The 24,214-nt window shown below is 68.1% G+C and carries 24 protein-coding genes; 14 read left to right on the top strand and 10 right to left on the bottom strand.

The window, feature by feature from the left end; genetic code table 11:
• Window positions 1-50 precede the first annotated feature (50 nt).
• From chvE to ACPYN9_RS09890, 4 genes are all read left to right on the top strand, one after another.
• Window positions 51-1,172, top strand: a complete 1,122-nt coding sequence (gene chvE / locus ACPYN9_RS09905) for a multiple monosaccharide ABC transporter substrate-binding protein (RefSeq protein WP_424466141.1) — start codon at window positions 51-53, stop codon at window positions 1,170-1,172.
• A 161-nt stretch (window positions 1,173-1,333) separates the two neighbouring features.
• Window positions 1,334-2,848: a multiple monosaccharide ABC transporter ATP-binding protein gene (gene mmsA, locus ACPYN9_RS09900; RefSeq protein ID WP_424466139.1), complete on the top strand. Its 1,515-nt coding sequence runs from the start codon at window positions 1,334-1,336 to the stop codon at window positions 2,846-2,848.
• A 44-nt stretch (window positions 2,849-2,892) separates the two neighbouring features.
• Entirely contained in the window at window positions 2,893-4,053 is a 1,161-nt protein-coding gene (mmsB, locus tag ACPYN9_RS09895) for a multiple monosaccharide ABC transporter permease (protein WP_424466224.1), read from the top strand.
• 101 nt (window positions 4,054-4,154) lie between these two features.
• Window positions 4,155-5,306: an ROK family protein gene (locus ACPYN9_RS09890; protein ID WP_424466137.1), complete on the top strand. Its 1,152-nt coding sequence runs from the start codon at window positions 4,155-4,157 to the stop codon at window positions 5,304-5,306.
• A gap of 203 nt (window positions 5,307-5,509) precedes the next feature.
• Here the strand turns inward: ACPYN9_RS09890 and ACPYN9_RS09885 are convergent, their stop codons facing one another.
• A complete protein-coding gene (locus tag ACPYN9_RS09885) occupies window positions 5,510-6,463 on the bottom strand; it encodes a beta-ketoacyl-ACP synthase III (RefSeq protein ID WP_424466136.1) in 954 nt (317 codons plus the stop codon).
• A gap of 151 nt (window positions 6,464-6,614) precedes the next feature.
• Window positions 6,615-6,980: an META domain-containing protein gene (locus ACPYN9_RS09880; protein WP_424466134.1), complete on the bottom strand. Its 366-nt coding sequence runs from the start codon at window positions 6,978-6,980 to the stop codon at window positions 6,615-6,617.
• A gap of 149 nt (window positions 6,981-7,129) precedes the next feature.
• Here ACPYN9_RS09880 and ACPYN9_RS09875 point away from each other — a divergent pair, with 149 nt between their 5' ends.
• Window positions 7,130-7,507 (top strand): ankyrin repeat domain-containing protein, encoded by a 378-nt coding sequence (locus tag ACPYN9_RS09875; protein ID WP_424466132.1) that lies wholly within the window; start codon window positions 7,130-7,132, stop codon window positions 7,505-7,507.
• A 27-nt stretch (window positions 7,508-7,534) separates the two neighbouring features.
• Window positions 7,535-8,071: a DUF1990 family protein gene (locus tag ACPYN9_RS09870; RefSeq protein WP_424466130.1), complete on the top strand. Its 537-nt coding sequence runs from the start codon at window positions 7,535-7,537 to the stop codon at window positions 8,069-8,071.
• Between the two features lie 15 nt (window positions 8,072-8,086).
• Here the strand turns inward: ACPYN9_RS09870 and ACPYN9_RS09865 are convergent, their stop codons facing one another.
• Window positions 8,087-9,172 carry an AI-2E family transporter gene (locus tag ACPYN9_RS09865; protein ID WP_424466128.1) on the bottom strand — a complete coding sequence of 362 codons (1,086 nt, stop codon included), beginning with the start codon at window positions 9,170-9,172 and terminating at the stop codon, window positions 8,087-8,089.
• A gap of 173 nt (window positions 9,173-9,345) precedes the next feature.
• On the opposite strand from ACPYN9_RS09865, the gene ACPYN9_RS09860 reads away from it, so the two are divergent.
• Genes ACPYN9_RS09860 through ACPYN9_RS09845 form a run of 4 tightly spaced genes read left to right on the top strand, consistent with a single transcriptional unit; the run spans window position 9,346 to window position 13,627 of the window.
• Window positions 9,346-10,026 (top strand): GntR family transcriptional regulator, encoded by a 681-nt coding sequence (locus ACPYN9_RS09860; RefSeq protein WP_424466126.1) that lies wholly within the window; start codon window positions 9,346-9,348, stop codon window positions 10,024-10,026.
• The gene (locus ACPYN9_RS09855) at window positions 10,023-11,558 is read left to right on the top strand and encodes an MmgE/PrpD family protein (RefSeq protein ID WP_424466124.1); all 1,536 of its coding nucleotides are present in this window, start codon (window positions 10,023-10,025) and stop codon (window positions 11,556-11,558) included. The genes ACPYN9_RS09860 and ACPYN9_RS09855 overlap by 4 nt, the downstream gene beginning before the upstream one ends.
• Window positions 11,558-12,457, top strand: coding sequence for a methylisocitrate lyase (gene prpB, locus ACPYN9_RS09850; RefSeq protein ID WP_424466122.1), 900 nt, complete (start codon window positions 11,558-11,560; stop codon window positions 12,455-12,457). Before ACPYN9_RS09855 ends, prpB begins: the two co-directional genes overlap by 1 nt.
• Before the next feature lie 54 nt (window positions 12,458-12,511).
• Window positions 12,512-13,627: a bifunctional 2-methylcitrate synthase/citrate synthase gene (locus ACPYN9_RS09845; RefSeq protein WP_424466120.1), complete on the top strand. Its 1,116-nt coding sequence runs from the start codon at window positions 12,512-12,514 to the stop codon at window positions 13,625-13,627.
• A 102-nt stretch (window positions 13,628-13,729) separates the two neighbouring features.
• Here ACPYN9_RS09845 and ACPYN9_RS09840 read toward each other — a convergent pair whose 3' ends face one another.
• The 4 genes from ACPYN9_RS09840 to upp all read right to left on the bottom strand — a co-directional run bounded on the left by ACPYN9_RS09840 (window position 13,730) and on the right by upp (window position 16,417).
• Window positions 13,730-14,062: an ArsR/SmtB family transcription factor gene (locus ACPYN9_RS09840; RefSeq protein ID WP_424466118.1), complete on the bottom strand. Its 333-nt coding sequence runs from the start codon at window positions 14,060-14,062 to the stop codon at window positions 13,730-13,732.
• Window positions 14,046-14,510, bottom strand: coding sequence for a MarR family winged helix-turn-helix transcriptional regulator (locus ACPYN9_RS09835; RefSeq protein WP_424466116.1), 465 nt, complete (start codon window positions 14,508-14,510; stop codon window positions 14,046-14,048). Before ACPYN9_RS09835 ends, ACPYN9_RS09840 begins: the two co-directional genes overlap by 17 nt.
• Window positions 14,511-14,706: 196 nt before the next feature.
• The gene (locus ACPYN9_RS09830) at window positions 14,707-15,402 is read right to left on the bottom strand and encodes a winged helix-turn-helix domain-containing protein (protein ID WP_424466115.1); all 696 of its coding nucleotides are present in this window, start codon (window positions 15,400-15,402) and stop codon (window positions 14,707-14,709) included.
• A 379-nt stretch (window positions 15,403-15,781) separates the two neighbouring features.
• Window positions 15,782-16,417 carry a uracil phosphoribosyltransferase gene (gene upp / locus ACPYN9_RS09825; protein ID WP_424466114.1) on the bottom strand — a complete coding sequence of 212 codons (636 nt, stop codon included), beginning with the start codon at window positions 16,415-16,417 and terminating at the stop codon, window positions 15,782-15,784.
• Between the two features lie 81 nt (window positions 16,418-16,498).
• Here upp and ACPYN9_RS09820 point away from each other — a divergent pair, with 81 nt between their 5' ends.
• Window positions 16,499-16,960: a nucleoside deaminase gene (locus ACPYN9_RS09820; RefSeq protein WP_424466113.1), complete on the top strand. Its 462-nt coding sequence runs from the start codon at window positions 16,499-16,501 to the stop codon at window positions 16,958-16,960.
• Between the two features lie 54 nt (window positions 16,961-17,014).
• Here ACPYN9_RS09820 and ACPYN9_RS09815 read toward each other — a convergent pair whose 3' ends face one another.
• A complete protein-coding gene (locus ACPYN9_RS09815; protein ID WP_424466112.1) occupies window positions 17,015-17,314 on the bottom strand; it encodes a hypothetical protein in 300 nt (99 codons plus the stop codon).
• A gap of 114 nt (window positions 17,315-17,428) precedes the next feature.
• On the opposite strand from ACPYN9_RS09815, the gene proC reads away from it, so the two are divergent.
• From proC to ACPYN9_RS09800, 3 genes are all read left to right on the top strand, one after another.
• Window positions 17,429-18,268 carry a pyrroline-5-carboxylate reductase gene (gene proC / locus ACPYN9_RS09810; RefSeq protein ID WP_424466110.1) on the top strand — a complete coding sequence of 280 codons (840 nt, stop codon included), beginning with the start codon at window positions 17,429-17,431 and terminating at the stop codon, window positions 18,266-18,268.
• Window positions 18,269-18,348: 80 nt separating this feature from the next.
• Window positions 18,349-19,902, top strand: a complete 1,554-nt coding sequence (locus ACPYN9_RS09805; protein WP_424466109.1) for a J domain-containing protein — start codon at window positions 18,349-18,351, stop codon at window positions 19,900-19,902.
• A gap of 85 nt (window positions 19,903-19,987) precedes the next feature.
• Entirely contained in the window at window positions 19,988-21,193 is a 1,206-nt protein-coding gene (locus ACPYN9_RS09800) for a CPBP family intramembrane glutamic endopeptidase (RefSeq protein WP_424466107.1), read from the top strand.
• A gap of 133 nt (window positions 21,194-21,326) precedes the next feature.
• Here ACPYN9_RS09800 and ACPYN9_RS09795 read toward each other — a convergent pair whose 3' ends face one another.
• Window positions 21,327-22,526, bottom strand: coding sequence for a M20 family metallopeptidase (locus ACPYN9_RS09795; protein WP_424466105.1), 1,200 nt, complete (start codon window positions 22,524-22,526; stop codon window positions 21,327-21,329).
• 56 nt (window positions 22,527-22,582) lie between these two features.
• Entirely contained in the window at window positions 22,583-24,157 is a 1,575-nt protein-coding gene (locus ACPYN9_RS09790; protein ID WP_424466103.1) for an AbgT family transporter, read from the bottom strand.
• Between the last annotated feature and the right edge of the window lie 57 nt (window positions 24,158-24,214).

The raw sequence follows: 24,214 nt of genomic DNA, 5'->3' as shown, positions 1-24,214 counted from the left end.
GTTTGGCGCGACAACTTAGGGCAAGACATTTCAGAGAGGAAATGACCTTCATGTCAGCAACGAAGAAGTTGCTCGGTCTCGCAGTCGTTGGAGGCCTCGCACTCGGTCTCACCGCATGCGACGCGCCAGCAGACCCAGCAGCAACCGGCGACGCAGGAGCAGCAGTCGAGATCGAGAGCGTCGGCATCTCCATGCCGACCCGCGAGCTCGAGCGTTGGATCAACGACGGCGCACAGCTCCAGAGCAAGCTCGACGAGGCCGGTTTCACGACCGACCTGCAGTACGCCGAGAACGACCCGGACACGCAGATCTCGCAGATCCAGAACCAGATCGCCTCCGGCGTTGACGTGCTCGTCGTCGCCGCCATCGACGGCTCGGTGCTCGCACCGGTCCTCCAGGACGCGGCTGACGAAGGCATCACGATCATCGCCTACGACCGCCTCATCAACGACACCGAGAACGTCGACTACTACGCCACGTTCGACAACTACGCGGTCGGCAAGCTCCAGGGCGAGTACATCGTCGACACGCTCGACCTCGAGAACCAGCCCGGCCCGTTCTACCTCGAGCCCTTCGCCGGCAGCCCGGACGACAACAACGCGAAGTTCTTCTTCTCCGGCGCATGGGACGTCCTCACGCCCTACATCGACGAAGGCAAGCTCGTCGTCGCCTCCGGCAAGGCACCTAAGTCGAACGACGACTGGGCCACCGTCGGCATCCAGGGCTGGGAGAGCGCTGGCGCTCAGGACGAGATGGAGAACCGTCTCGCCTCGAACTACAGCGACAAGAAGGTTGACGTCGTCCTTTCCCCGAACGACAGCCTCGCCCAGGGCATCGCCGAGGCGCTCGTCTCCTCCGGCTACACCCCAGGTTCCGAGTGGCCCATCCTCACGGGCCAGGACGCCGACAAGGCCTCGGTCGTGAACATCCTCGCCGACAAGCAGTCGATGACGGTCTGGAAGGACACGCGACTCCTCGGAGACCAGGTCTTCGCGATGATCGAGTCCCTCAAGGCAGGCACCGAGGTCGACGTGAACGACACCGAGAGCTACGACAACGGCGTCAAGGTCGTCCCCTCGTACCTCCTCGACCCTGAGGTCGTCACGAAGGACCTCGTGCAGGAGAAGCTCATCGACAGCGGCTTCCTCAAGGCATCGGACGTCGGACTCTAACGAGTCACCAACACCACACGGAACGCGCTCGGGCTGGCTGTGCCCCCACACCAGCCCGAGCGCGCCTCTGTGGCAGCTCGCGCACAGGCGCGGAGCAATGCCGAGCAGCGACGCTCGGAAAGTGAGACGGAGCAATGGTGCAAGACGACACAATCCTGAAGATGTCGAACATCGTGAAGGAATTCAGCGGTGTGCGGGCCCTCTCGGGCGTCGACATCGAAGTTCGGCGCGGCGAGGTGCACGGCATCTGCGGCGAGAACGGCGCGGGCAAGTCGACGCTCATGAAGGTCCTGAGCGGCGTCTACCCCCACGGCACCTTCGAGGGGACCATCGAGTTCGATGGCCGCGAGGTGCGATACAAGAACATCAACGACAGCGAGCACGACGGCATCGTCATCATCCACCAGGAGCTCGCCCTCAGCCCCTACCTGTCGATCGCGGAGAACATCTTCCTCGGCAACGAAGTGCAGCGCTTCGGCATCATCGACTGGGACGAGACCAACCGTCGAGCGGCAGAGCTGCTCAAGCGGGTCGGTCTCAACGAGAACCCCGCCACGGTGATCCGCGAGATCGGCGTCGGCAAGCAGCAGCTCGTCGAGATCGCGAAGGCGCTCTCTAAAGACGTGAAGCTGCTCATCCTCGACGAGCCGACCGCGGCGCTGAACGACGAAGACTCCGCGCACCTCCTCGGCCTCATCGAGCAGCTGCGCGACCAGGGCATCACGTCGATCATCATCTCCCACAAGCTCAAGGAGATCAGGCGCATCGCAGACCGCGTCACGATCATCCGCGACGGGGCGACGATCGACTCCATCGACATGAGCGAAGCGGATGCGACCGAGGGGCGGATCATCCGCGCCATGGTCGGCCGCGAGCTCAGCTCTATGTTCCCGCCGCGCGACGCGGTCATCGGGGAAGAGAAGCTGCGCGTCGAGAACTGGACGGTCCATCACCCAGCCGACCCCAGCCGCAAGGTCGTGGATGACGTGTCGTTCCACGTGCGCGCCGGCGAGATCATCGGCTTCGCGGGACTCATGGGCGCGGGCCGCACCGAGCTCGCCATGAGCATCTTCGGACGCAGCTACGGCACCAACATCACCGGTCAGGTGTACAAGGCCGGCCAGCCGATCTCCACGAAAACGATCGACGAGTCCATCAAGAACGGCCTCGCCTACACCACGGAAGACCGCAAGCACCTGGGCCTCAACCTCATCGGCGACATCCAGGCGAACATCTCCGCGGCCGCCGCGAAGAAAGTTGCGCGCTGGGGCATCGTCGATGGCATCAAAGAGAACGGCGTCGCTGAGGGCTACCGCAAGTCGATGAACATCAAGACGGCGAGCGTCGCGACCCTCACCGGCAAGCTCTCCGGAGGCAACCAGCAGAAGGTCGTGCTCAGCAAGTGGCTGCAGACCGACCCCGACGTGCTGTTCCTCGACGAGCCCACCCGCGGCATCGACGTCGGCGCCAAGTACGAGATCTACGGACTCATCAACAAGCTCGTCGAACAGGGCAGGGCGGTCGTCGTGATCTCCTCAGAGCTCCCCGAGCTGCTCGGCCTCGCCGACCGCATCTACACGATCTCCGAAGGACGCCTCACCGGTGAGGTCTCCAAAGAGAACGCAACCCAGGAACTCCTCATGCAGTACATGACCGCTGGAAAGGACGAGTCGTGACCACCACGAACACCGAGGCCGCGAACGAAGCAGGCACCCGGAAGATGAGGATGTCGGTCGACGTCCGTCAGTACGGGATCCTCGGCGCACTCGCCGTCATCATCATCCTCTTCCAGATCCTCACCGGCGGGAAGCTGCTGCTGCCCGCCAACATCAACAACCTCATCCAGCAGAACGCCTACGTGCTGATCCTCGCGGTCGGCATGATCATCGTCATCATCGCCGGCCACATCGACCTGTCCGTCGGATCCGTCGTCGCGGTCGTCGGCGCGCTCACAGCCATAGCCATCACCCAATGGGGCATGCCGTGGTTCGCGGCAGTGCTCATCGGCCTCGCTGCCGGGGCGGTGATCGGCATCTGGCAGGGGTTCTGGATCGCCTACGTCGGCATACCCGCGTTCATCGTGACCCTCGCCGGCATGCTCCTCTTCCGAGGCCTCACCCTGGTGCTCCTCACCGGCGGCACCATCAACGCCCTCCCCGACGAGTTCGTCGCCATCGGCAAGGGCTCGCTGCCGCAGTCGTTCGGCACGATGCTCGGCGGACACGACGTCGTCACGATGCTCATCGCCCTCGTCGTCGTCGCCGCCGTCATCGGCAGCCAGCTGCGCACTCGCGCCCGCCGCAAGAAGCTCGACCTCCCCGTCGAGCCGGGCGCAGCCCTCATCGCGAAGCTCGCGATCGTCGCCATCGCGGTGCTCGCCTTCGCGTGGCTTCTCTCGGCGCACAAGGGCCTGCCGATCATCCTCATCATCCTGGCCGTGCTGATCATGCTCTACACGTTCATCCTGCAGCGCACCGTCTTCGGCCGGAACGTCTACGCCATGGGTGGCAACCTGTTCGCCGCCAAGATGAGCGGTGTTCGCACCGAACGCGTCAACTTCCTCATCTTCGTCAATATGGGTGTGCTCGCGGCCCTCGCCGGTATCGTCACCACGGCTCGCGCAGGTGGCGCCGTCGCATCCGCCGGAAACACCTACGAACTCGACGCGATTGCCGCGGCCTTCATCGGCGGCGCAGCAGTGACCGGTGGAGTTGGTACCGTTATCGGCGCGGTCATCGGCGCGATGATCATGGGTGTCCTCAACATGGGACTCTCGATCCTGTCGGTCGACTCGGCCTGGCAGTCGGTCATCAAGGGCCTCGTGCTACTGCTCGCGGTCGCGATCGACGTACTCGGCAAGCGCCGCGGCGGACGAAGCTGACCGGTCTCCGTCGCCCGCGCCACCGCGGCGCGGGCGACGGAACGGCGCAGCCCGCCGACACTCGCACGACCACATCCGACTACACGAGAGAGAGGAGAGGCATGCCCACCGATCGCGTCGCCACCTCCAACCTCTCGATCATCCTCGAACGACTCCACCGCGGCGGCCAAGCCTCCCGAGCCGAGCTGACCCGCGAGACGGGCCTCAACCGATCCACCATCGCGGCCCTCGTCTCCGAGCTCGCCGACCGCGGCATCGTCGAGGAGCAGGAGCCCGTCGCCACCAACCTCGTCGGCCGGCCGAGCCCCATCGTCGGGCTCTGCGACAAGATCGTCGCCGTCGCCGTCGTCCCCGAGGTGGATGCGCTGAACGTGGGCGTCGTCAGCTTCCGCGGCGAGCTGCTCAAGCGCATCCGCTTCGAAACCGACAAGCCACCGACAGCGAAAGAGGCCGTCGCCATCGTGAAGGCCCTCGTCGAGGGCCTCAGTGAAAGCCTCGACACGCTCTACGAGTGCGTCGGCATCGGCGTCGCCGTGCCCGGCCTCGTGCGCGCCTCCGACGGATTCGTGCGCTGGGTCCCACACTTCGAATGGCGCGACGTGCCCCTCGCCGAGCAGCTGCAGAAAGCCACGGGGCTGCCCGTGCTCGCCGCCAACGACGCCAACCTTGGCGCCGTCGCCGAGCACATCTTCGGCGCAGGCCGCGGCATCAGCAACATGCTCTACATGAACGGCGGCGCCAGCGGTATCGGCGGCGGCATCATCGCCGACGACCGCCTCCTCCACGGCGTCGCCGGCTACGCGGGCGAGTTCGGCCACAACCTCGTCGCGACCCCCGCGGCCCTCGGTACCTCAGGAGACGACGAACTCGAACGGGTCGTCAGCAGGCGTCGGCTGCTCGCCGCCCTCGGCACGAAGAGCGCCAGCGACGACGAACTCGAACGCATGCTGCTCCAGAGCACCGACCCGTCCGTGAAGCTCGAGACCCACCGGCAGCTCGGGGTCCTCAGTGTCGGCGTGCGAAACATGATCAACATCCTCAACCCGGAGCGGGTTGTGCTCGGCGGGTTCCTCGGAGTGCTCCTCGACCTCGAACGCGACTACTTCCTCGAGATCCTTGAAGAGCACACGTTGGCCCCCAACTACGGAGAAGTCGAAGTCGTGCGTGCCGGTCTCGGCAGCGACCTGCTATTCATCGGCGCCGCCGAGCTCCAATTCCAGGCGCTCATCGAGCGCGCCCACCTGCGCCGCTAGGGTCCGCGCGCCTTCTTCGTCGCTCGCGCCTGCTTGGTCTCTGGGTTCCACCCCACGTCTCGGGATGGGTTCCTCATCTCCGGATGGCTCGCAACCCATCCGGAGATGAGGGACTCATCCGCAGACTCCGCTGATGACGCCCGAGGCTGCACGCAGGCAGGACGGTGGGACGGGCGGGTCGGCAGGATGTGCGCCGGGGCCGGCTAGGCGGGGTTGCGGACCTCGGGGAACGCGATGACCTGGCCCGAGTAGCAGAAGCCGCCGCCGAAGCCGAGCAGCAGCGCGGGCCCGCCGGGTTCGGCGACGCCCGCCTCGACCTGCTTGGCGAGGGCGATAGGAATGGACGCCGCGGACGTGTTGCCGGAGTACACGACATCGCGGGCGACGACCTCATCGGCGAGCCCCAGCTGCTTGCCCAGGGCGTCGATGATGCGCAGGTTCGCCTGGTGCGGGACGAACGCGACGAGGTCTTCTGCTCGCACGCCACCCTTGGCGAGGGCGTCGATCGCGACGTGCTGCGCCTGCGTGATGGCCCAGCGGAAGACGCTGCGCCCTTCCTGCTCGAAGCGGCCAGATGGCTGCTGGATGCGCACCAGGTTGCCGAGTTCGGGTTGCGACCCCCAGGCGACGGGGGCGACGCCCGCGGTCTCGCTGCGCTCGAGCACGACGGCCCCGGCACCGTCGGCCATGAGGATGGCGGTGGTGCGGTCGGTCCAATCCATGAAGTCGCTCATGCGCTCGGCGCCGATGATGAGTGCCCGGCTCGCGGACCCCGCCCGGATGGCCTGGTCGGCGACGGCGAGCGCCTGAGAGAAGCCCGCGCAGGCGGCGTTGAGGTCGAAGGCGACCGGATGCGCGGCGCCGATGCGTGTCGCGACCTGCGCGGCTGTCGACGGCGAGCGGTCCATGGCGGTCATGGTGGCGACGATGACCATGTCGATGTCCGTGCCATGCACGTCGGCGGAGAGCAGCGCCTTGACGCCCGCGGCTGCCGCGAGGTCGGTGACGCTCTGCCCGTCGGCCGCCAGGCGGCGTTCGCGGATGCCGACGCGTGAGGTGATCCACTCGTCGCTGGTGTCGAGGGTCAGCGACAGCTCGTCGTTGGTGACGACTCGCTCTGGCGACTCGTAGCCGACTCCGACGATGCGCGAGTGCACTGGCTGAGGCTGGGAGAAGGAAAGCATGATCAACGCAGAATCCTACCCTCCGGTCAGTGACTGTCTCTGTGGGGCTATTCGGAGCGCGGAGGTGCGGCGGATTGCGACGGTTGCGCGCGCGAAGAGACGCCCGGGTGCGGGCGCGGAGACGTTAGCCGCGGGGGAGGGTTCCGATCTCTTCGCCGGCCTCGTTGAAGACAATGAGCGAGTCGCCGTCGACCTCGGCTGACGTCGCGGCGACCAGCCACGTGTCGACGCCTTCGCAGAACATCATGGTCGAGGCCAGCGCGCCGAACGCAACCTTTCCGTCGGTCTCGGTCCAGTCACCCATGAGGCGGTTGCAGCCGTCGTTGCCGGTGACCTTGCCGTCGTCGGCGAGGTTCAGGCCTGGCTCGCCCTGGCCACTCGAGTCTGGGGTTCCCCAGGTGCCCGCTGCGGATGCCGCCGACTGTGCGCAGCCGGAGAGGAACAGGAGGGTTGCTGCCGCGATGGCGACGCTGACGCCGATCTTCTTCACGTGGGCTCCGATGCTCAGGGGATGGCCACATCGTAGCGAGTCGGCGGTTCGAGCCGCGTCGTTTCGGCTGCGCTGGCCGCACTTTGCCGCGGGATCCGGCGCGGGTCGTCCTCCGGTGCGTAGCGCGGGGGAGCGCCTACCCTGGTGGCATGCCCGAACTGACCCCCGAACAGGTGCTGACGCTGACGGAGCTCGCCATGGGCTGTGCCCGCCGCGGCGACAGCGAGACGCTGCTGAAGCTCATCGATCAGGGCATGCCCGTGAACCTGCAGGATGCGGCCGGCAACACCGCGCTGATGCTTGCGGCCTACAGCGGGCACGCGGGGACCGTGGAGGCGCTCATTGGCAGCGGAGCAGACGTCGATCTGCGCAACGCCCGTGACCAGTCGCCGATCGCCGGTGCTCTCTTCAAGGGGGAGGACGACATCGTGCGGCTGCTGCGGGGCGCCGGTGCCGACCTCGACGCCGGGACGCCGTCGGCGCGGGCGACCGCCGAGATGTTCGGGCAGGCGCACCTGCTGAGCTGACCCGGCCGTCAGTGCCAGGCTAGGTGCATGCCCGCACCCGATCCGCACTCGCTCACGCAGCCACACCTCGACGTGTGGCCGGCCTTGTCGCCGCGCGTGGGGCCAGACTCGGGGTCACCCGCGGCGGCCCCGTTTCGCCGTTTCGAGACGACCGTGGTCATCGGGGAGGGCGACGAGCTCTGGCGGCGAGCGGCGGCGGATGTGTTGCTGTGGCGGGTGAAGACGCGCAGTGGCTTCGAGGTGCACCCGGCGGATACGCCTGCGACGGTCGACGCGCGGCCGACGATCGTGGCCGGGTGGGGCGGGGTGCGCATCCTGGAGCCCGTCGAGGTCGTGGCCGTCGTCGAGCAGCCCGATCGGGTCGGGTTCGCGTACCGCACCCTCCCGGGTCACCCCGTGCGCGGCGAGGAGGCGTTTGTTGTGTGTCGGGTGGATGCGCGAGTCGAGTTCACGATCCGCTCGCTGACCAGCCCGGCGCCTTCCGGTGCGTGGCGGGCGCTGCATCCGCTGCTCAGGGTCGCGCAGCTCGTCGCACGCCGGCGGTACGTTCGCGCGCTGCGCTGAGGTGTCGCCGGCGCGTCAGGCGCGCGCCTTGCGCGGGATCACGACCTCGCGGACGAGCAGGACCACGCCGGCCGCCATGGGGATCGCGACGAGCGCCCCGACGAGCCCGAGGAGCGTGCCGCCGGCGAGCGCCGCGATGAGCACGAGGGAGCCGGGGATCTGCACGGCCTTCGACATGACGCGGGGCGTGAGGATGTACGCCTCGACCTGCATGTAAACGAGCATCGCGACGAGCACAACTAGCGCGGCGATGGGGGAGGCGAAGAGCGCGATGACCGTCATGAAGATGGTCGTGATGATCGTTCCGATGAGCGGGATGAGCGTGATGAAGAAGCAGATCACGGCGATCACGAACGGGTACGGGGCGCCGACCGCCCACAGGAGGAGCCCGCTGAAGACGGCATTGATGAAGGCGAGCACGACCATGCCGTTGAGGTAGGAGCCGACCGACGCCATGATGCGCTCCGCGTACTCCTCGAAGCGGGGCCGCACGGAGGCGTTGACGAGCGAGTAGCCGGCCTTCTTGATGCCTCCGAGGGTCGCGATGAAGTTGAGCGTCAGGATGAAGACGAAGAGGCCCGTGCTGACCCCGTTCACGATCGTGGAGCCGACCTGCACGGCGCCGCCGCCGATCGTGGCCCACGTGTTCGGGTCGGTCGCCGTCTTCTGCGCCCAGTCGAGCGCGTTGCTTGCCGCGCCGTTCGTGGCCTCGTTGATGGTGTCGAACCAGCCCTCGTTGTTGAGGCGCGTGATCTCTTGCGGCACGGTGGTGACGAGGGTGCTGATCTGGCTGACGAGGATCGGGACGACGATCCAGATGAGCCCGGCGACGATAAGCACGAAGACGACGATCACTGAGACGATCGCCATGCCGCGCTTGAGTCCCCACCGTTGGAGGAGGCGGATGAGCGGGTCGAGGCCGAGCGTGATGAAGAACGCGATGAAGACCGAGAGCACAACCGACTGCAGCTGGATGACGGTTGTTGCCAGCAGGGCGGCGAGGAGCAGCCCGATCGCGACCGAGAAGCCCCACATGACGGGGTTCCTGCGGAACAGATCGGTCGCTGTCTTGGCGATCGCCGGTCGTGATCGGTCGGACATCGGTGCCTCCTCGGCGACGGTGGATGCGCGTGCCCGCGGGCGGGCCTGCTCGCCAAGGCTAGGGCACGTTCGGGCGCCACGGTTATGTATGCAAAGGCTGGCAATCACTGGAGAAATCTTGTTGAACGGCGACTCAGTGCATACATTGGTGGGAGTTCGAACGAGGAGGTCTCATGCTCGCCAGCGATCGCGTCTACGCGGTGCTCCGTGAGGAGATCCTCGCCGGTGCGCTCCTGCCTGGAACCGTGCTCACCGAGGTCGAGCAGGCCAGTCGCCTCGAGGTGTCCCGCACGCCCGTCCGCGGCGCGTTCACTCGGCTCCTCGCCGACGGCCTCGTACGCAGTCAGTCGCCCCGCGTGCTCGTCGTCTCCGAGATCAGCCCGGAGCGGGTCGTGCAGCTCTACGAGCTCCGCGAGGCGCTCGAGACGCAGGCCGCGGCCCTCGCCGCGATGCGCCGTGACCCCGCGCAGTTCGAGCGCCTCCGCATCCGCCTGCTCGAGGCCCCCGGGCTCCTCGACCTCGGCCAGGAGGGCATCGCCGAGTACTTCGAACTCGTGGACGCCCTCGACCGTGCCATCGACGAGGCGGCCGCGAGTGAGTATCTGAGCGTGGCCCTCGAATCGTGCCGCCTGCATTCCTCGCGTGTGCGTCGGCTCTCGAGCCACAATCCCGACCGCCTCCGCGAGGCGGCGAGCGAGCATCTCGGTGTCGTGGATGCGATCCTCGCGAACGACCCGCGCCTCGCGTCCCACGCAACCCACTTCCACCTCCACCGCAGCCTCACAACGGCGCTCGCCTCCCTGCAGCCGAGCGCGCCACAGCCAAGCTCTCCCGAAGGGATCCCCTCCACGTGAACCTCCACGACGTCCGAGTCCACCGCAGCGACGAGAACCTTGAGCGCCACGACCAGCTGGCGTGGAAGATCGCCGAGGTCGCCGCCGACCCCGTGCCGGTCCAGGACGAGGTGACCGACATGGTCATCAACCGCGTGATCGACAACGCCGCGGTCGCGGCCGCCTCCCTCGCCCGTGCCCCCATCGTGGCCGCCCGCAACCAGGCGCTCGCGCACGGCGTCTCACGCCACGGCGCTGGCTCCACGCTGTTCGGGCTCGAGGATGCGCAGCGCACCTCCCCGGAGTGGGCGGCCTGGGCGAACGGCGTGGCGGTGCGCGAGCTCGACTACCACGACACGTTCCTCGCGGCCGAGTACTCGCATCCGGGCGACAACATCCCGCCGATCCTGGCCGTCGCCCAGCACCTGGCCGGCCAGAAGGCGATCTCCGGCGAGCAGCTCGTGCGGGGCATCGCGACCGGCTACGAGATTCAGATCGACCTCGCCAAGGGCATCTGCCTGCACAAGCACAAGATCGACCACGTCGCGCACCTCGGCCCGTCGGCGGCGGCCGGCATCGGCACGCTGCTCGGCCTCGACACCGAGACGATCTTCCAGGCCGTCGGCCAGGCGCTGCACACGACAACCGCGACCCGGCAGTCGCGCAAGGGCGAGATCTCCACGTGGAAGGCGCACGCCCCGGCCTTCGCGGGCAAGATGGCGGTCGAGGCCGTCGACCGCGCGATGCGCGGCCAGACGAGCCCCACCCCCATCTACGAGGGTGAAGACGGCGTCATCGCCTGGCTGCTCGGGGGTGCGGATGCGCGCTACCAGGTGCCGCTCCCCGGCGCCGGCGAGGCGAAGACCGCCATCCTCGACAGCTACACGAAGGAGCACTCGGCGGAGTACCAGGCCCAGGCCTGGATCGACCTCGCCCGCAAGCTCCACAACGAGCACCCGCAGCTCGCCACGGCCCCCGACCGCATCGAGCGCATCCTCATCCGCTCCTCGCACCACACACACTTCGTGATCGGCTCCGGCGCCAACGACCCGCAGAAGTACGACCCGACGGCCAGCCGGGAGACGCTCGACCACTCGATCCCCTATATCTTCACCGTCGCCCTGCAGGACGGCGCCTGGCATCACGTCGGCTCGTACGCGCCGGAGCGCGCGGCGAGACCGGACACGGTCGAGCTGTGGAAGAGGGTCGTGACCGAGGAAGACCCCGAGTGGACGCGCCGCTACCACTCGCTCGACATCGCCGAGAAGGCGTTCGGCGGCAGCGTCGAGATCACGCTCACCGATGGCAGCGTCATCCGCGACGAGATCGCGGTCGCCGACGCGCATCCCCTCGGCGCCAGGCCGTTCGCCCGCGCCGAGTACGTCGACAAATTCCGCACCCTCGCGGCCGACGTCGTCGACGACCACGAGATCGAGCGGTTCCTCGACACGGTCCAGCGCCTGCCAGAGCTCGCGCCAGGCGAGCTCGGACAGCTCGGCTTCGTCGCGCTGCCCGGCGTGATCGAGTTCAGCGACGGCGGAGGGATCTTCTGATGCTGTACGCGAAGACCAGCCCGGCCGACAAGCGCGCGGCCTTCCGCGCGAGCCTCGCGAGCGGCGAGCTGCTGCGCTTCCCCGGCGCCTTCAACCCGCTCTCGGCCCGCCTCATCGAGCAGAAGGGCTTCGAAGGCGTCTACATCTCGGGTGCGGTGCTCTCGGCCGACCTCGGCCTGCCCGACATCGGCCTCACCACGCTCACCGAAGTTGCCGGCCGCGGCAGGCAGATCGCCCGCATGACCGAGCTGCCGGCCATCATCGACGCCGACACCGGATTCGGTGAGCCCATGAACGTGGCCCGCACCGTCCAAGAGCTCGAAGACGCGGGCCTCGCCGGCATGCACATCGAAGACCAGGTCAACCCGAAACGCTGCGGGCACCTCGACGGCAAGCAAGTGGTCGACGAGGAAACCGCACTCAAGCGAGTCAGGGCCGCGGTGGATGCGCGTCGCGACCCTAACTTCCTCGTCATGGCCCGCACCGACATTCGGGCCGTCGAAGGCCTCGACGCCTCGATCGACCGCGCCAGGAAGCTCGTCGATGCTGGTGCCGACGCGATCTTCCCCGAGGCCATGGCATCGCTCGAGGAGTTCGAGGCCATGCGCGCCGCGATCGACGTGCCGCTGCTCGCCAACATGACCGAGTTCGGCAAGAGCGAGCTCTTCACGGTGCAGCAGCTCGCCGACGTCGGCATGAACCTCGTCATCTGGCCCGTCTCGACCCTCCGCATCTCCATGGGCGCGACGGCCGGGGCGCTCGACGAACTCATCGCGCACGGCACCCTCGCCGGCAAGCTCGACGAGATGCAGCACCGCGCGGAGCTGTACGAGCTTGTCGACTACGAGGGGTATAACCACTTCGACAGCGGAGTGTTCAATTTCACGGTCAAGCGCTGAGACCATGCAGCGCCCGTCCCAGCAGCACACGTCACAGGAAAGGCCAGGTCAACGATGACTGAGCAGGAGATCTACAAGGGGCTCGCAGGGGTGCCCGTCGACTACAGCGCCATCTCGAAGGTCAACCCCGAGACCAACTCGCTGCTCTACCGGGGCTACCCGGTGCAGGAGCTCGCGGCGCAGAAGAGCTTCGAGGAGGTCGCCCTGCTGCTGTGGGGTGGCGAGCTCCCCAGCGAAGCCGAGCTCGCCGAGTTCACCGCAGACGAGCGGGCAGGTCGCGCGCTCGCGGACAACGTGCGCGCCGTGATCGACGCGCTGCCGACGACCGCGCATCCAATGGACGTCGTCCGCACGGCCGTGAGCGTCATCGGCGCCAACGACCCCGACGCCGAGGACCCGTCGCCCGAAGCCGAACTGGCGAAAGCTAAGGCCCTGTTCGCCGCGTTGCCCGCGATCGTCGCCTACGACCAGCGCCGCAGGCACGGGCTCGAGCTCGTCGAGCCCCGCGACGACCTCGACTACTCGCAGAACTTCCTCTGGATGACCTTCGGCGAGGAAGCGGCCCCCGAGGTCGTCGACGCCTTCCGTATTTCGATGGTGCTCTACGCCGAGCACTCCTTCAACGCATCCACGTTCACCGCGCGGGTGATCACGTCGACGACCGCCGACCTCTACTCGGCCGTCGTCGGAGCGATCGGTGCGCTCAAGGGAGCCCTCCACGGCGGCGCGAACGAGGCCGTCATGCACACGTTCGCCGAGATCGGCGACGCCGCGAACGTCGAGGCGTGGCTCGACGATGCACTCGCGAGCAAGAAGAAGATCATGGGCTTCGGCCACCGCGTCTACAAGAACGGCGATTCACGTGTGCCCACTATGCACGCGGCGCTGGAGCGACTCGCCGAGCACTACGACCGCCGCGACCTGCTTGAGCTCTCCGAGGCCCTCGAGCGCAGTTTCGGCGAGCGCAAGGGCATCAAACCGAACCTCGACTACCCGGCAGGTCCCGTCTATCACCTCATGGGGTTCGATACGCCGACGTTCACGCCGCTCTTCGCGGCCGCCCGCATTACCGGATGGACGGCGCACATCAGGGAGCAGGCAGCCGCCAATTCGCTCATCCGCCCGCTGGCGGTCTACAACGGCGTCGACGAGCGCCACTTGGACGGCTGACGAGTCAGCCCCCGCCAGGATCGAGGTTTCGGGATGGGAACATCGCTTCGTGCTGGAACACTTCCGGCAACGAAGCGAACGTTCCAGCCCGAACGTTGGGGCTCAGCGGGGGCGGATGCTCGCTGACGTTTCGAGGAGCCTTGACGCCTCGAGACGGTACAGCCCCCACGTGCCGCTGCGTTCGTAGCTGAGGTACCCGCCGTCCACGAGGATCCGCAGGTGGTGCGACGCGGTCGACTGCGCGCACCCGAGGGCCGAGACGAGCTCAGTCACGGTTGTCGGTCGATCGGGGTTTGCTGCGACGAGCGAGAGGATGCGCAGCCGCGTCGGGTCAGCGAGCACCTGGAGTCCGTGGGCGAGCGCATTCGCCGCTGCCGCGTCGAGGGGCGCCGGGGCCCCGTCGCCGGCCCAGGCGAACTCAGGCGTCGTGGTCACGCCCGCGCCCGCCGGCCTGTCCGAGGCGGAGCTTCGTGCACAGGTGCTGGAGCGTTCGCAGCTCCTCTGCATCGAGTGCGCTCGTCATGCGCTCCTGAATGTTGCGCATGTGCGTGCGAGCCGCGCGCGTGAACTCGGCGCGGCCGTCAGGCGTGATCTCGATGAGGGTGGAGCGGAGGTCGAGCCTGTCGTCGATCTTGACGAGGTAGCCCCGCTGGACGAGGCGGTCGACGAGCCGCGAGACCGACGACTGCGTGATGAGCACGTTCCGGTTCAGGTCACGCAGGCGGATGCGGCCGTTCGGCTCGCGAACCACGTTGAAGAGCACGTCGTACTCGTTCATCGACATCGAGTTGCTCGAGAACTCGCCGCGGAGCTCGCGCATGATCGACACCTGCGCGCGGAAGAGCGACTCCCAAGCCTCTACTGGGTTGCTTGTCGTCGGCATCGAGCCTCCCGCTTCTTCGTCCCGGCAGCTTCCGTCGAGTGTACTGGCCAGTACACCAGGCGAAGGAATCGGCGCGACGAAAGCCGGAATTACCCGCATGAGAGCGCTCTCTGCGGCGCAGCGGACCTGTTGTGCGGGGACCCGGGCGGAGCCCCTGGTGAAGGGCGGCGCGCCTTGCGGGGTGCCCGCGGCTTCGCTACAGGCGGTCCGGGGACTGTGCGTTCGGGTAGAGGACCTCGACATCGGCGTGACGGTCGAAGCGGTACCCCGTGCCGCGCACAGTGCGCACGATGTCGCCGTAGGCACCGAGCTTCGAGCGCAGGCGACGCACGTGCACGTCGATGGTGCGCTCGTTCGGGCGCTCCTCGTCGCTGTCTCGCCAGAGGATGTCGATGATCTCGGTGCGGTCGACGGTGCGACCCTCGCGCAGCACGAGCGCCTGGAGCAACTCGAACTCCTTGTACGTGAGCCCGGCGTTCTCGCCCGAGACGCTCACGCGCTTGCGCGTCGTGTCGATGGTGACGCCCTCCGCCGAATCCGGCTGGTGCTCCTCCTCCACGCCTCGCGCGGCCAGGGCCTGCGGGTCCTGGAGGGCGAGGCGCACGACCTCGACGTCGCGGCCGCCCGCGCCCTTCGGAGCGAGCGCCACGGCCGCGTGCGTCTCCGCGTGGGGAGCGACCTCGGCCGTCACGCGCTTCAGTGCTTCGACGAGCTCGGTGAGCGTCGTGCCGTCGAGGTTTGCCTTCGCCTCATCGAGGCCGACGTAGAGGACAAAGCCGCGCGCTTCTGGCGCGGCGGGGACCGCCTGGACGTAGGCGGGGCGCGGGGTCTCTGGAATCTGGGTCACGGCATTCAGGGTGCGGGGGCGGCGGAAGTCGGTTGCGAGAGACATGGGGTGAAGTCCTTTGAGGTGATGATGCTCATGGCACCCGCCGAGATGCGGGTGCGGTTCGCGGAGGTTCGCGAACGATGCCGAGGGGCTGGAGCCTCGACGGGATGCGGTCCGGTGCAGAACGCACGTGGATCGCGCCGGCCCAGGGGGCGCGGGATTCCTTCTTGATGTGCGGATTTCGCGAGAGAAGGAGGCGGGAGGTGCGGCGACTCGACGGGGTGGTCCGGAGTCAGCGGCACATTCGACAGCACATCGCGTTGCTGGGCATCATCATGCCAGCGGTTCCCGTCGCCGAAAAGGCGGTCAGGGGTCGCGAGATGTTCGTCATGCCGCCAGTATGTTTCCTCGTGACGGCACATGTCAACAGGTGACGCGAAGTTTATTCCGCGACGCCGTAGAGGCGATCGCCGGCGTCGCCGAGTCCGGGAACGATGAACCCGTCCTCGTTCAAGCCTTCATCGAGCGCCCCGACGACCACCGTGACGTTCCGGTCCGCGAACGCCTCGCGCATCCGCTCGATGCCCTCGGGCGACGCGACGATGCAGATCGCGGTCACGTCGACCGCACCTGCGTCGAAGAGGAAGTCGATGGCGGCGACGAGTGAACCGCCGGTCGCCAGCATCGGGTCGAGCGCGAAGCACTGCCGGTTGGCGAGGTTCTCGGGAAGCCGCTTCGCGTACGTCTCGGGCTGCAGGGTCTCCTCGTTGCGCTGCATGCCGAGGAAGCCGACCTCGACGTTCGGCACCAGCTTCAGGAACCCGTCGAGCATGCCGAGGCCCGCGCGGATGATCGGCACCACGAGGGGCACCGGGTCGGTCATGCGCAGACCAGTGGTCTTGGCGACGGGCGTCTGCAGCTCGTAGGACTCCGTGCGGACATCGCGCGTGGCCTCGTAGCTCAGCAGCGTCACCAGCTCTTCGACCAGCGAGCGGAACTGCTGCGACGAGGTCTTCTCGTCCCGCAGCACCGAGAGCTTGTGGGTGATGAGCGGGTGGTCGGCTACGTGCAGGCGCATGAAATACAGAGTAACGAAGCCGACGGCATCCCGGTGACCGCCGCGCAGACCGCCGCATCGTGCAGTGCGAGGATGGGTAGCGTGACCCTCCACGTCGACGAGCGACTCAGCGAGCTCATGGGCACCGCCCTCGCCGAAGCCGAGCTTGCGCTCGCCAGCGACGACGTGCCCATCGGCGCCGTCGTGACCGACGCATCCGGCAGCGTCATCGCCACCGCGCACAACGAGCGCGAGCTGACGGGCGACCCGACGGGCCACGCCGAGGTGCTCGCCCTCAGGCGGGCGGCCGAGCGGCTGGGCACGTGGCGGCTCGACGGATGCACGCTCGTCGTCACGCTTGAGCCGTGCGCCATGTGCGCGGGCGCGATCCTGTCCTCGCGCATCAGCACCCTCGTGTACGGGGCCTGGGACGACAAGGCCGGCGCCGTCGGCTCACGCTATGACCTCGTGCGAGACCGGCGACTGCCAGAACGCGCCGTCGTCATCGCCGGCGTGCGGGAGCCGGAATGCGCAGCGCTCGTGCGTGGGTTCTTCCGAGACTGAGCGAGGCCGACGACGGGTGCATCAGTCGACGGAGCGCGTCAGGCGACGGGTACGTCAGTCGACGGAGCGGATGACGATCGACTCGGTGCTCACGTGCACGTTGTGCCGCTCCGTGACGTCGGGCTCCACGAAGATCGCTTCGGCGTGCGGAGCCGCCTCGCGAACCAGGGCACGGAGCTGCGCGAGCACCGGCGGAAGGTCGAGCACCTGCGGGAGGTTCAGCACCGAGACGCGCACGCCGACGAGCGTGACCCGGTCATCGACTTCCACGCTGCGCACCTGGAGCACTTCACCCACGTGCGGGTTTTCGAGCAGCAGTTCGCGGATGTGTGCGGCGAGTTCCGTATTCGGCACGAGTTCCCCTTCGACGGTGACGAGTAACGGCCAGCATACCGAGACCACCCTGGCGGCTCTCAGAGCAGACGATGCATTCGGCGACTGTCGGTGGTGCATCCGTACAATCCGGGTATGACGGCACTGACGTATGCGTTCCTTGGCGGCGGCAATATGAACGGCGCGATCCTGCGAGGCCTCCTCGACTCGCCCCTCGGCGAGGGGGCGCGCGTGCGGGTCACGACGAAGTCCTCGGCCTCCGCCGCCGCGGCGGAGCGCGATGGGCGAGTCACGACGACCGCGCTCGAAGACGACCCCCGCGCGAACCAGGCGGCCGTCGATGGTGCCGACGTCGTCGTGCTCGGGGTCAAGCCCTACCTCATCGGTGCGCTGCTCGATGAGATCGCCCCGTCGATCGCGGCGGATGCTGTGGTCATCTCGGTCGCCGCCGGTGTGCGCCTCGAGAGCCTCGCGGCGCGGCTGCCCGCCGGGGCGCAGATCGTCCGGTCCATGCCCAACACGCCCGCCAGCATCGGGCTCGGGGTGACGGGCCTCGCGGCGAACGCGTCCACCAGCCCGGCGTCGCTCGCCGTCGCCGTCTCGCTGTTCGAGAGTGTCGGACGAGTCGCCACCGTCGACGAGGAGCGCATCGACGCGCTCGCTGCCGTGTCAGGCTCCGGACCCGCTCACGTGTTCCTGCTGATCGAGCAGTACCTCGACGCCACCAGGCGTCTCGGATTCGACGAGCAGCTCGCGAAGGAGCTCGTCGTCGGCACGTTCGAGGGGGCCGTCGGAATGGTCGTGCGCGACCCCGAGACCGAGCCTTCCGAGCTTCGCCGCCGCGTAACGAGCCCGAACGGAACGACGGAGCGCTCGGTGGCCGTGCTGCAGGATGCGGACCTCGCGAGCACGTTCGAGCGCGCCTTCCAGGCCAACCAGCGTCGTTCCGCGGAGCTTGCCGCCGAGAACTCGTGACCTGCGTCCGCCCGGCGACGGGAGCGGACGAGATCGGCGCATAGGCTTGTGAACTTGAACCAGCAGCGGGAGGGGCGGCCATGAGCGGTCGGAGGCACGTCTTCACGGAAGACCTGTACCTCGTGCTCGGCGTCTCCCGAACTGCATCGCTCGAAGAGATCCGCCGGATCGGACGCGCCAGGCAGCGCGAGTCGCATCCCGACCTCGGCGGCAGCGCTGACGACTTCGTCCGAGTCCGCCTCGCGGTCGAGGTGCTCACGGAGGAGGCGACGCGCAGGGAGCACGACGCCTGGCTCGCGAGCGGCGGCTCGGGCCGCGTCCGCACGCAGCAGCGCACCCAGTGGGCGCCCACGAGCAGGCGCTCCGCAGGTGGGGGCGGCCGGTTCCGGACCCCGCCCCGCTCCGGCGCGACGAAAGCCTCCCAGACCTCCACCCCGCGCCGAAGCGCCCACGCGGAGCCGGCGACCAGAGATGCGCCGCCGCCCACGCGCATCCCTGCCCAGGTCTTCGACGTCCGCCGCATGGCCTGGTTCCGCACGCGATGGCCCGAGCAGCCCGTCTACTGGCCGCCCGCGGTCGCGGCCAAGCGCCCCTACACCCGGCGCGAGATCATCGCGGTCTCCGTGCACGCGGCGATCGTGCTCGTCGGCGCCCTCATGCTCATCCTCGATGCCTCGTTCGCCCGGCTCACGGTTCCGATGCTCGGCCCCGGCGAGGCGCCGACCATGTGGCCCGCCGTCGTCGCCTACGTGGGGCTGAGCGCTGGGTGGCTCACGCTCCGGCTGCGCGTGCGCGCGCAGCGCTGGGCGCTGGTGCTGTGGCTCGCCACGCTGGCGGTGGCTGTCATCGCGGGCGTGCTCTCGGCGACCCTCGGCGTCATGTCGCTCTTCGCCACCACGACCGGCCTGCAGAACCCAGCCTTCGCGAGCCTGCTCGTGCAGGCCGCGATCTACCTCGCCGCGGCCGTCTCCGGCTACTTCGCCTGGTCGAGCCTCAATGATCGTCGGGCCGCGGTGACCCGGGAGCGGCTGCTCGTGCAGCTCGCGAACGAGTCCGCGCCTCCGGCGGGCGGCGGAGGTCGCGTCTGGGGTGAACCCGGCCAGACGGCCATGGATGCGGGGGGCACGGCGGGCGGAACGAACCCCATGCGTGCGTTCCTCGCTCAGCGCTCCGTCGGCGAACCGCTCGCCCAGCTGCTGCGCATCCCGGGCGTGCGCATCGTGCACGGCCTACGCGTACCTGGACAGGCGGCCGGCGTCATCGCCCACGCCGTCATCAGCGGTCGCAGGGTCGCGCTCATCAACGACGAGCTGTGGGCGCCCGGCACCTACGGCATCTCGCGCGACGGGGAGCTCACGCACGACGGTGTTGCCTTTTCCTCACCCGCCGCGGACTTCCCGCACGCCGTCGAGCGGTTCCACGAGCTCTTCGGGGAGATGTCGGTGGTCCGCGGCTGGATGACGGTCGTCGCCGAGCGGGAAGGCCCGCTCGAGGTCGACAATGCGCTCACCTGGCAGCGGGTCCGCCTCGCCACGACCGAGTCACTGCTCCGCGAGGTCGGCGACTGGCTCGCCGGTGACGGCAACCGGGTCGACCGCCTGCTGCTTCGCGACCTCATCGCCCACAAGCGCTGACCTCCGTCGCGCAGCCGAGCCGCCTGGACGCGGAATCATTCCTGCGGCCGATCCCCGGGCATCCGCCGCTGAGTACCGTCGAGACATGAGCAACCACGGCATGACACCGACCCCCGCCGGGAGTGCACGGCTCACCGAGCAGCCCCCCAGCAGCAGACTCACCTACGACCACGCCCTGAGCCCCATCGGTCGAGGCAGGGGGTGGTGGAGAGGTCTGGTCTTCATCGTCTTCCTGATCGCCGGCTACTTCCTCACCTCCATAACGATCGGACTCGCCGGCTTCCTCATCGCGGGGCTGACCGGCGAGCTCTCCGAGGCCCAGCTGACCTCCATGGTGGAGGGCGGCGTCATCCCCATGACGCCGTCGATTTTCGTGACGAACAACCTTGCGCTCGCCGCACTCCTGCCGCTCGCGTACCTCGGACAGCGCATGTTCTTCGGCGTGCGACCCGGCACGATCTCCTCGGTCACCGGCCGCTTCCGCTGGGCCTGGTTCCGCAGGCTCGCGATCGTCATCGTGCCGCTCTTCGCCGTCTACTCGCTCGGCCTCTTCCTACTCGAGCCCGCCGAGGTCAATATCGACGGCGCCGCGATCCTCATGCTCGTGTTCGTGCTACTCACGACCCCGTTCCAGGCCGCGTCGGAAGAGTACGTCGCGCGCGGCGGCTTCCAGCGGGCCGCAGGATCGTGGCTCTCGTCGCCGCAGCTGTCCTTCGTCGTCGGCACGGTCGTCTCGGCGACGCTCTTCTGCCTCGCCCACGGGGCGGGCGACGTGTGGCTCATCGGCTACTACTTCTTCTTCGGCGTGATCATGTCGTTCACCGTGAAGTACACGGGCGGACTCGAGAGCGCCGTGCTCATCCACGCGGCCAACAACGTCATGCTGTTCATCCCCTCGGTGCTGACCGGCCAGCTCAACGAGGGCATCGACCGTTCCGCCGGTGCGGGCGGCCCCATCATGCTGCTCCCAGCAGTGTTCCTCGCACTGGTCGCCGCGTACGTCATCTGGCGAGCGAAGAAGGAGGGCATCGAGACCACGACGGCCCCGCCTGTCACCGCCAAGCAGCGTCGCGAGGACGAAGCACGCGCAGCCCACGAGCTGTACGCGCAGCAGCAGGCGCAGCTCGCGGCGCAGCAGCCGATGCAGACCTACGGCCATGTTCCCGGCCAGGCCTACGCTCCGACGCCACAGGTGCCGGGCCAGACCTCAGGGCAGGTGCCGCCACAGAACTTCGGGCAGGCTCCGACGGCGCAGGGCTACGGTCAGCAGCCGCCCGCCCCAGGCGCCTAGCACCGCGCATCCCGGCGGATACGCCATCGCTGCCAGACGACACGCCTGAACGGGGGACCCCATTCGGGCGTGTCGACTGGCAGCGATCTCCGTCGTGGGGCGTGCCGCGGCCCGGCCCCGCGGCGGGCGGTGCTCAGCGCGCGTCGAACGCGCGTTTCGCCTCCACCGCAAGGTTTGGCTCGCGGAACACGGCGAGGGCCGTCGCGGCGAGCATGGCAGCGCCGTCTGCGATCGTCGCCGACGCGTTCGGGCCGCCGGCGGCATCGGCGAACTCGCGCGTGTGCGTGACGCCGTCTGGAATGAGCTGGATCATCGGGTGGATGGCCGGGACGACGTGGCTGACGTTCCCCATGTCGGTGGAGCCGGTGATGGGTTCCTCCGTGACCTCGCGCCCGAGGCGCCCGTAGGCCGCCTCCGCGAGCCTCGACAGCACCGGGTTCGAGATGAGTGAGTAGTAAGCGGGCGTGTTCTCCTCGATCAGCACCGAGCATCCGGTCGCGATGGCGGCACCTTCGAAGCAGGCGCGCACCCTGGGCACGATGTCCTCGAGCAGGTGGTCGCGCTCGCCTGCGCGCACGAAGATGCGCAGTGCCGAGCGCTCGGGGATGATGTTCGGCGCCTGGCCACCGTCGGTGACGATCGCGTGCACGCGAGCGTCGTCGCTGAGCTGCTGCCTGAGCAGCCCGATCGCCGTCAGCGACAGGGTCGACGCGTCGAGGGCGTTGATGCCCGTCTCAGGGCTCGCGGCTGCATGGCTGGCGCGGCCCGTGAACTCGACATCGAGGGCCACCCGCGACAGCGTCGACCCGCCGACGGTGTTCGTCGCCGCCGGATGCACCATGATCGCGAGGTCGATGCCGTCGAGCACGCCGCCTTCGATCATCGGGACCTTGCCTGCCGCGCCCTCTTCGCCCGGGCTCCCGATGACGACGACGTTCGCCGGAGTGCCTGGGGTCGCGGTCAGCGCGTCCTTGAGCAGAAGGCCAGCGCCCAGGCCGCTCGCCGCGATGAGGTTGTGGCCGCAGGCGTGGCCGATGCCTTCGAGCGCGTCGTACTCGCAGAACACGGCGATCGTGGGGGTGTCTTCGCGAGCATCCGGGGTCGACCATCGGCCAACGAACGCCGTGTCGAGGTCAGCGAAACCGCGTTCCACGGCGAAGCCAGCCGACTCGAGCTCGGAGGTGAGCCTCGCCGCAGCATGCACCTCCGTGAAGCGGATCTCGGGGTTGGCGTGCAGGTCTGCGGCCACATCGACCAGGCCGGGGAGCCGAGCGGGCAGGTGGCTGCTGAGCTCGTCGACGATGGCAGGCAAACTGTCTGTGCGGATGTCCATGTTCAGTGTTCCTCCACTGTGTTCGGGGGTCGGGGTCAAGTCGTGGGGCGCGCCCATCAGCCGCCCATCATGAGCGAGTGGCCGGGGCCGACGGGCAGCTCGAAGATTCCCCACACCAGCAGCTGCAACAGCCAGACACCCCAGATCACGATCGTGAATGGCATGACGAGGCTGAAGAGTGTGCCGAGTCCGCCCTTCGGCGCCCACTTCTGCATGAGGCCGAGGACGACCGGAAGCAGCGGGTTCATCGGCACGAGGGGGTTCGAGGCGGAGTCGGTGATGCGGAACGCCGCCTGCACGTACGCGGGGTCGACGCCGTTCAACATGAACATGGGCACGAAGATCGGGTCGAGCAGGGTCCAGAGGGCCGATCCGCTGGTGAGCAGGAGCGCCGGGACGAACACGAAGACGCTGAAGATCATGAGGCCGCCGATTCCGCCGAGCCCCGTCGCCTCCATCGCGTCAGCTCCACCGGTGGCGAGGAGCAACCCGATCTGGGACCACGAGAACCAGGCGATGGCCTGGGCGGCCGTGAAGATGACAACGATGAACGGCACGAGCTCCTTCACCGCCTCCGTCATCATGCTCGGCACCTGCGCCCAGCTCGTCAGCGTTCCAGCGGTGATGCCGTAGGTGACACCGCCCACGAGGAACATGAACAGGATGAACATCGGGATGCTCGACATGAACGGCGAGCGCAGGATCGCTCCGGCCTCACCTTGGAGTGCCGAACCGGGCAGCAGGAGGAGGACAACCAAGATCGCCAGGTAGACAACGATCGCCGCGGTCGCGATGAGGAGCGCCCGACGCTCCCTGCTCGTGACAGGCCCCGAATCGGTGTCGGGGGTGAGTGCGCTCGGGATGAGGGTGTTCGTCGGGGGCACGAATGTGCCGAGCTTCGGCTCCAGGAATCGCTGGCAGACGAACGTGATCGCGATGGAGAGGATCACGGTGGACGAGGCGAAGAAGTAGTAGTTGGCGAGCACAGAGACCTCGGCACCGGGGTCGACGATCTGCGCGGCGCTCGTGGTGATTCCAGACATGAGCACGTCGGTGCCTGCGGGGACCACGTTGGCGCTGAATCCGGCGATGACCGCCGCGTACGACGTGATAAACCCGGCCAGGGGGTGCCGACCGGCGGCGAGGAACGCCGCCGCCGCGAGCGGTGGAAGGATGATGACCGCCGTGTCTGAGGCGAGGTTGCCCATAAGGCTCACGAATACGACGACGTAGGTCACGGCCCATTTGGGGGCGGAGAGGACCGTCGCGCGCATGAACGTGCTCAGCAGGCCGGTGCGTTCCGCGACGCCGATGCCCAGCATGACCGTGATGATGAGGCCGAACGGCGGGAACGTGATGAAGTTCTCGATCGCGGTCGAGACCGCGTAGACGAGTCCCTCCGACGAGAGGATGCTCCGGATCGGGACGACCTCGCCCGTCGCGGGGTCGGTCGTCGTCGCCCCGAGGCCGGCAGCGATGGCCGAGGCGATCGCGACGAGACCGGCGAGGATGAGGAAGAGGAAGAACGGATGCGGGAGTCGGTTGCCGACGCGCTCGACGCCGCGCAGCATCCTTCCGCTGAGTCCTGGCGCCTCTGCGAGCGTGAGCTCCGTGGTGTCAGTCCGAGTCATGTGCGCTCCGATGTTCATGGGGACTTCGTTGTCCTGAGTGTCCTGATTCTGCTTTAC

This window comes from Pseudoclavibacter helvolus (assembly GCF_049707175.1).
Lineage (GTDB): Bacteria > Actinomycetota > Actinomycetes > Actinomycetales > Microbacteriaceae > Pseudoclavibacter > Pseudoclavibacter helvolus_A.
The sequence above is the reverse complement of the archived record's forward strand: the minus strand, read 5'-3'. Positions and strand labels throughout refer to the sequence as shown.

Coding starts and splice junctions, on each gene's coding strand:
- ACPYN9_RS09865 (WP_424466128.1), bottom strand. CDS start 9,172: ATGTCCGACCGATCACGACCGGCGATCGCCAAGACAGCGACCGATCTG.
- ACPYN9_RS09860 (WP_424466126.1), top strand. CDS start 9,346: ATGCTCGCCAGCGATCGCGTCTACGCGGTGCTCCGTGAGGAGATCCTC.
- ACPYN9_RS09830 (WP_424466115.1), bottom strand. CDS start 15,402: ATGTCTCTCGCAACCGACTTCCGCCGCCCCCGCACCCTGAATGCCGTG.
- ACPYN9_RS09870 (WP_424466130.1), top strand. CDS start 7,535: ATGCCCGCACCCGATCCGCACTCGCTCACGCAGCCACACCTCGACGTG.
- ACPYN9_RS09790 (WP_424466103.1), bottom strand. CDS start 24,157: ATGACTCGGACTGACACCACGGAGCTCACGCTCGCAGAGGCGCCAGGA.
- ACPYN9_RS09890 (WP_424466137.1), top strand. CDS start 4,155: ATGCCCACCGATCGCGTCGCCACCTCCAACCTCTCGATCATCCTCGAA.
- ACPYN9_RS09795 (WP_424466105.1), bottom strand. CDS start 22,526: ATGGACATCCGCACAGACAGTTTGCCTGCCATCGTCGACGAGCTCAGC.
- mmsA (WP_424466139.1), top strand. CDS start 1,334: ATGTCGAACATCGTGAAGGAATTCAGCGGTGTGCGGGCCCTCTCGGGC.
- ACPYN9_RS09800 (WP_424466107.1), top strand. CDS start 19,988: ATGAGCAACCACGGCATGACACCGACCCCCGCCGGGAGTGCACGGCTC.
- ACPYN9_RS09805 (WP_424466109.1), top strand. CDS start 18,349: ATGAGCGGTCGGAGGCACGTCTTCACGGAAGACCTGTACCTCGTGCTC.
- mmsB (WP_424466224.1), top strand. CDS start 2,893: ATGAGGATGTCGGTCGACGTCCGTCAGTACGGGATCCTCGGCGCACTC.
- prpB (WP_424466122.1), top strand. CDS start 11,558: ATGCTGTACGCGAAGACCAGCCCGGCCGACAAGCGCGCGGCCTTCCGC.
- upp (WP_424466114.1), bottom strand. CDS start 16,417: ATGCGCCTGCACGTAGCCGACCACCCGCTCATCACCCACAAGCTCTCG.
- proC (WP_424466110.1), top strand. CDS start 17,429: ATGACGGCACTGACGTATGCGTTCCTTGGCGGCGGCAATATGAACGGC.
- ACPYN9_RS09835 (WP_424466116.1), bottom strand. CDS start 14,510: ATGCCGACGACAAGCAACCCAGTAGAGGCTTGGGAGTCGCTCTTCCGC.
- chvE (WP_424466141.1), top strand. CDS start 51: ATGTCAGCAACGAAGAAGTTGCTCGGTCTCGCAGTCGTTGGAGGCCTC.
- ACPYN9_RS09875 (WP_424466132.1), top strand. CDS start 7,130: ATGCCCGAACTGACCCCCGAACAGGTGCTGACGCTGACGGAGCTCGCC.
- ACPYN9_RS09845 (WP_424466120.1), top strand. CDS start 12,512: ATGACTGAGCAGGAGATCTACAAGGGGCTCGCAGGGGTGCCCGTCGAC.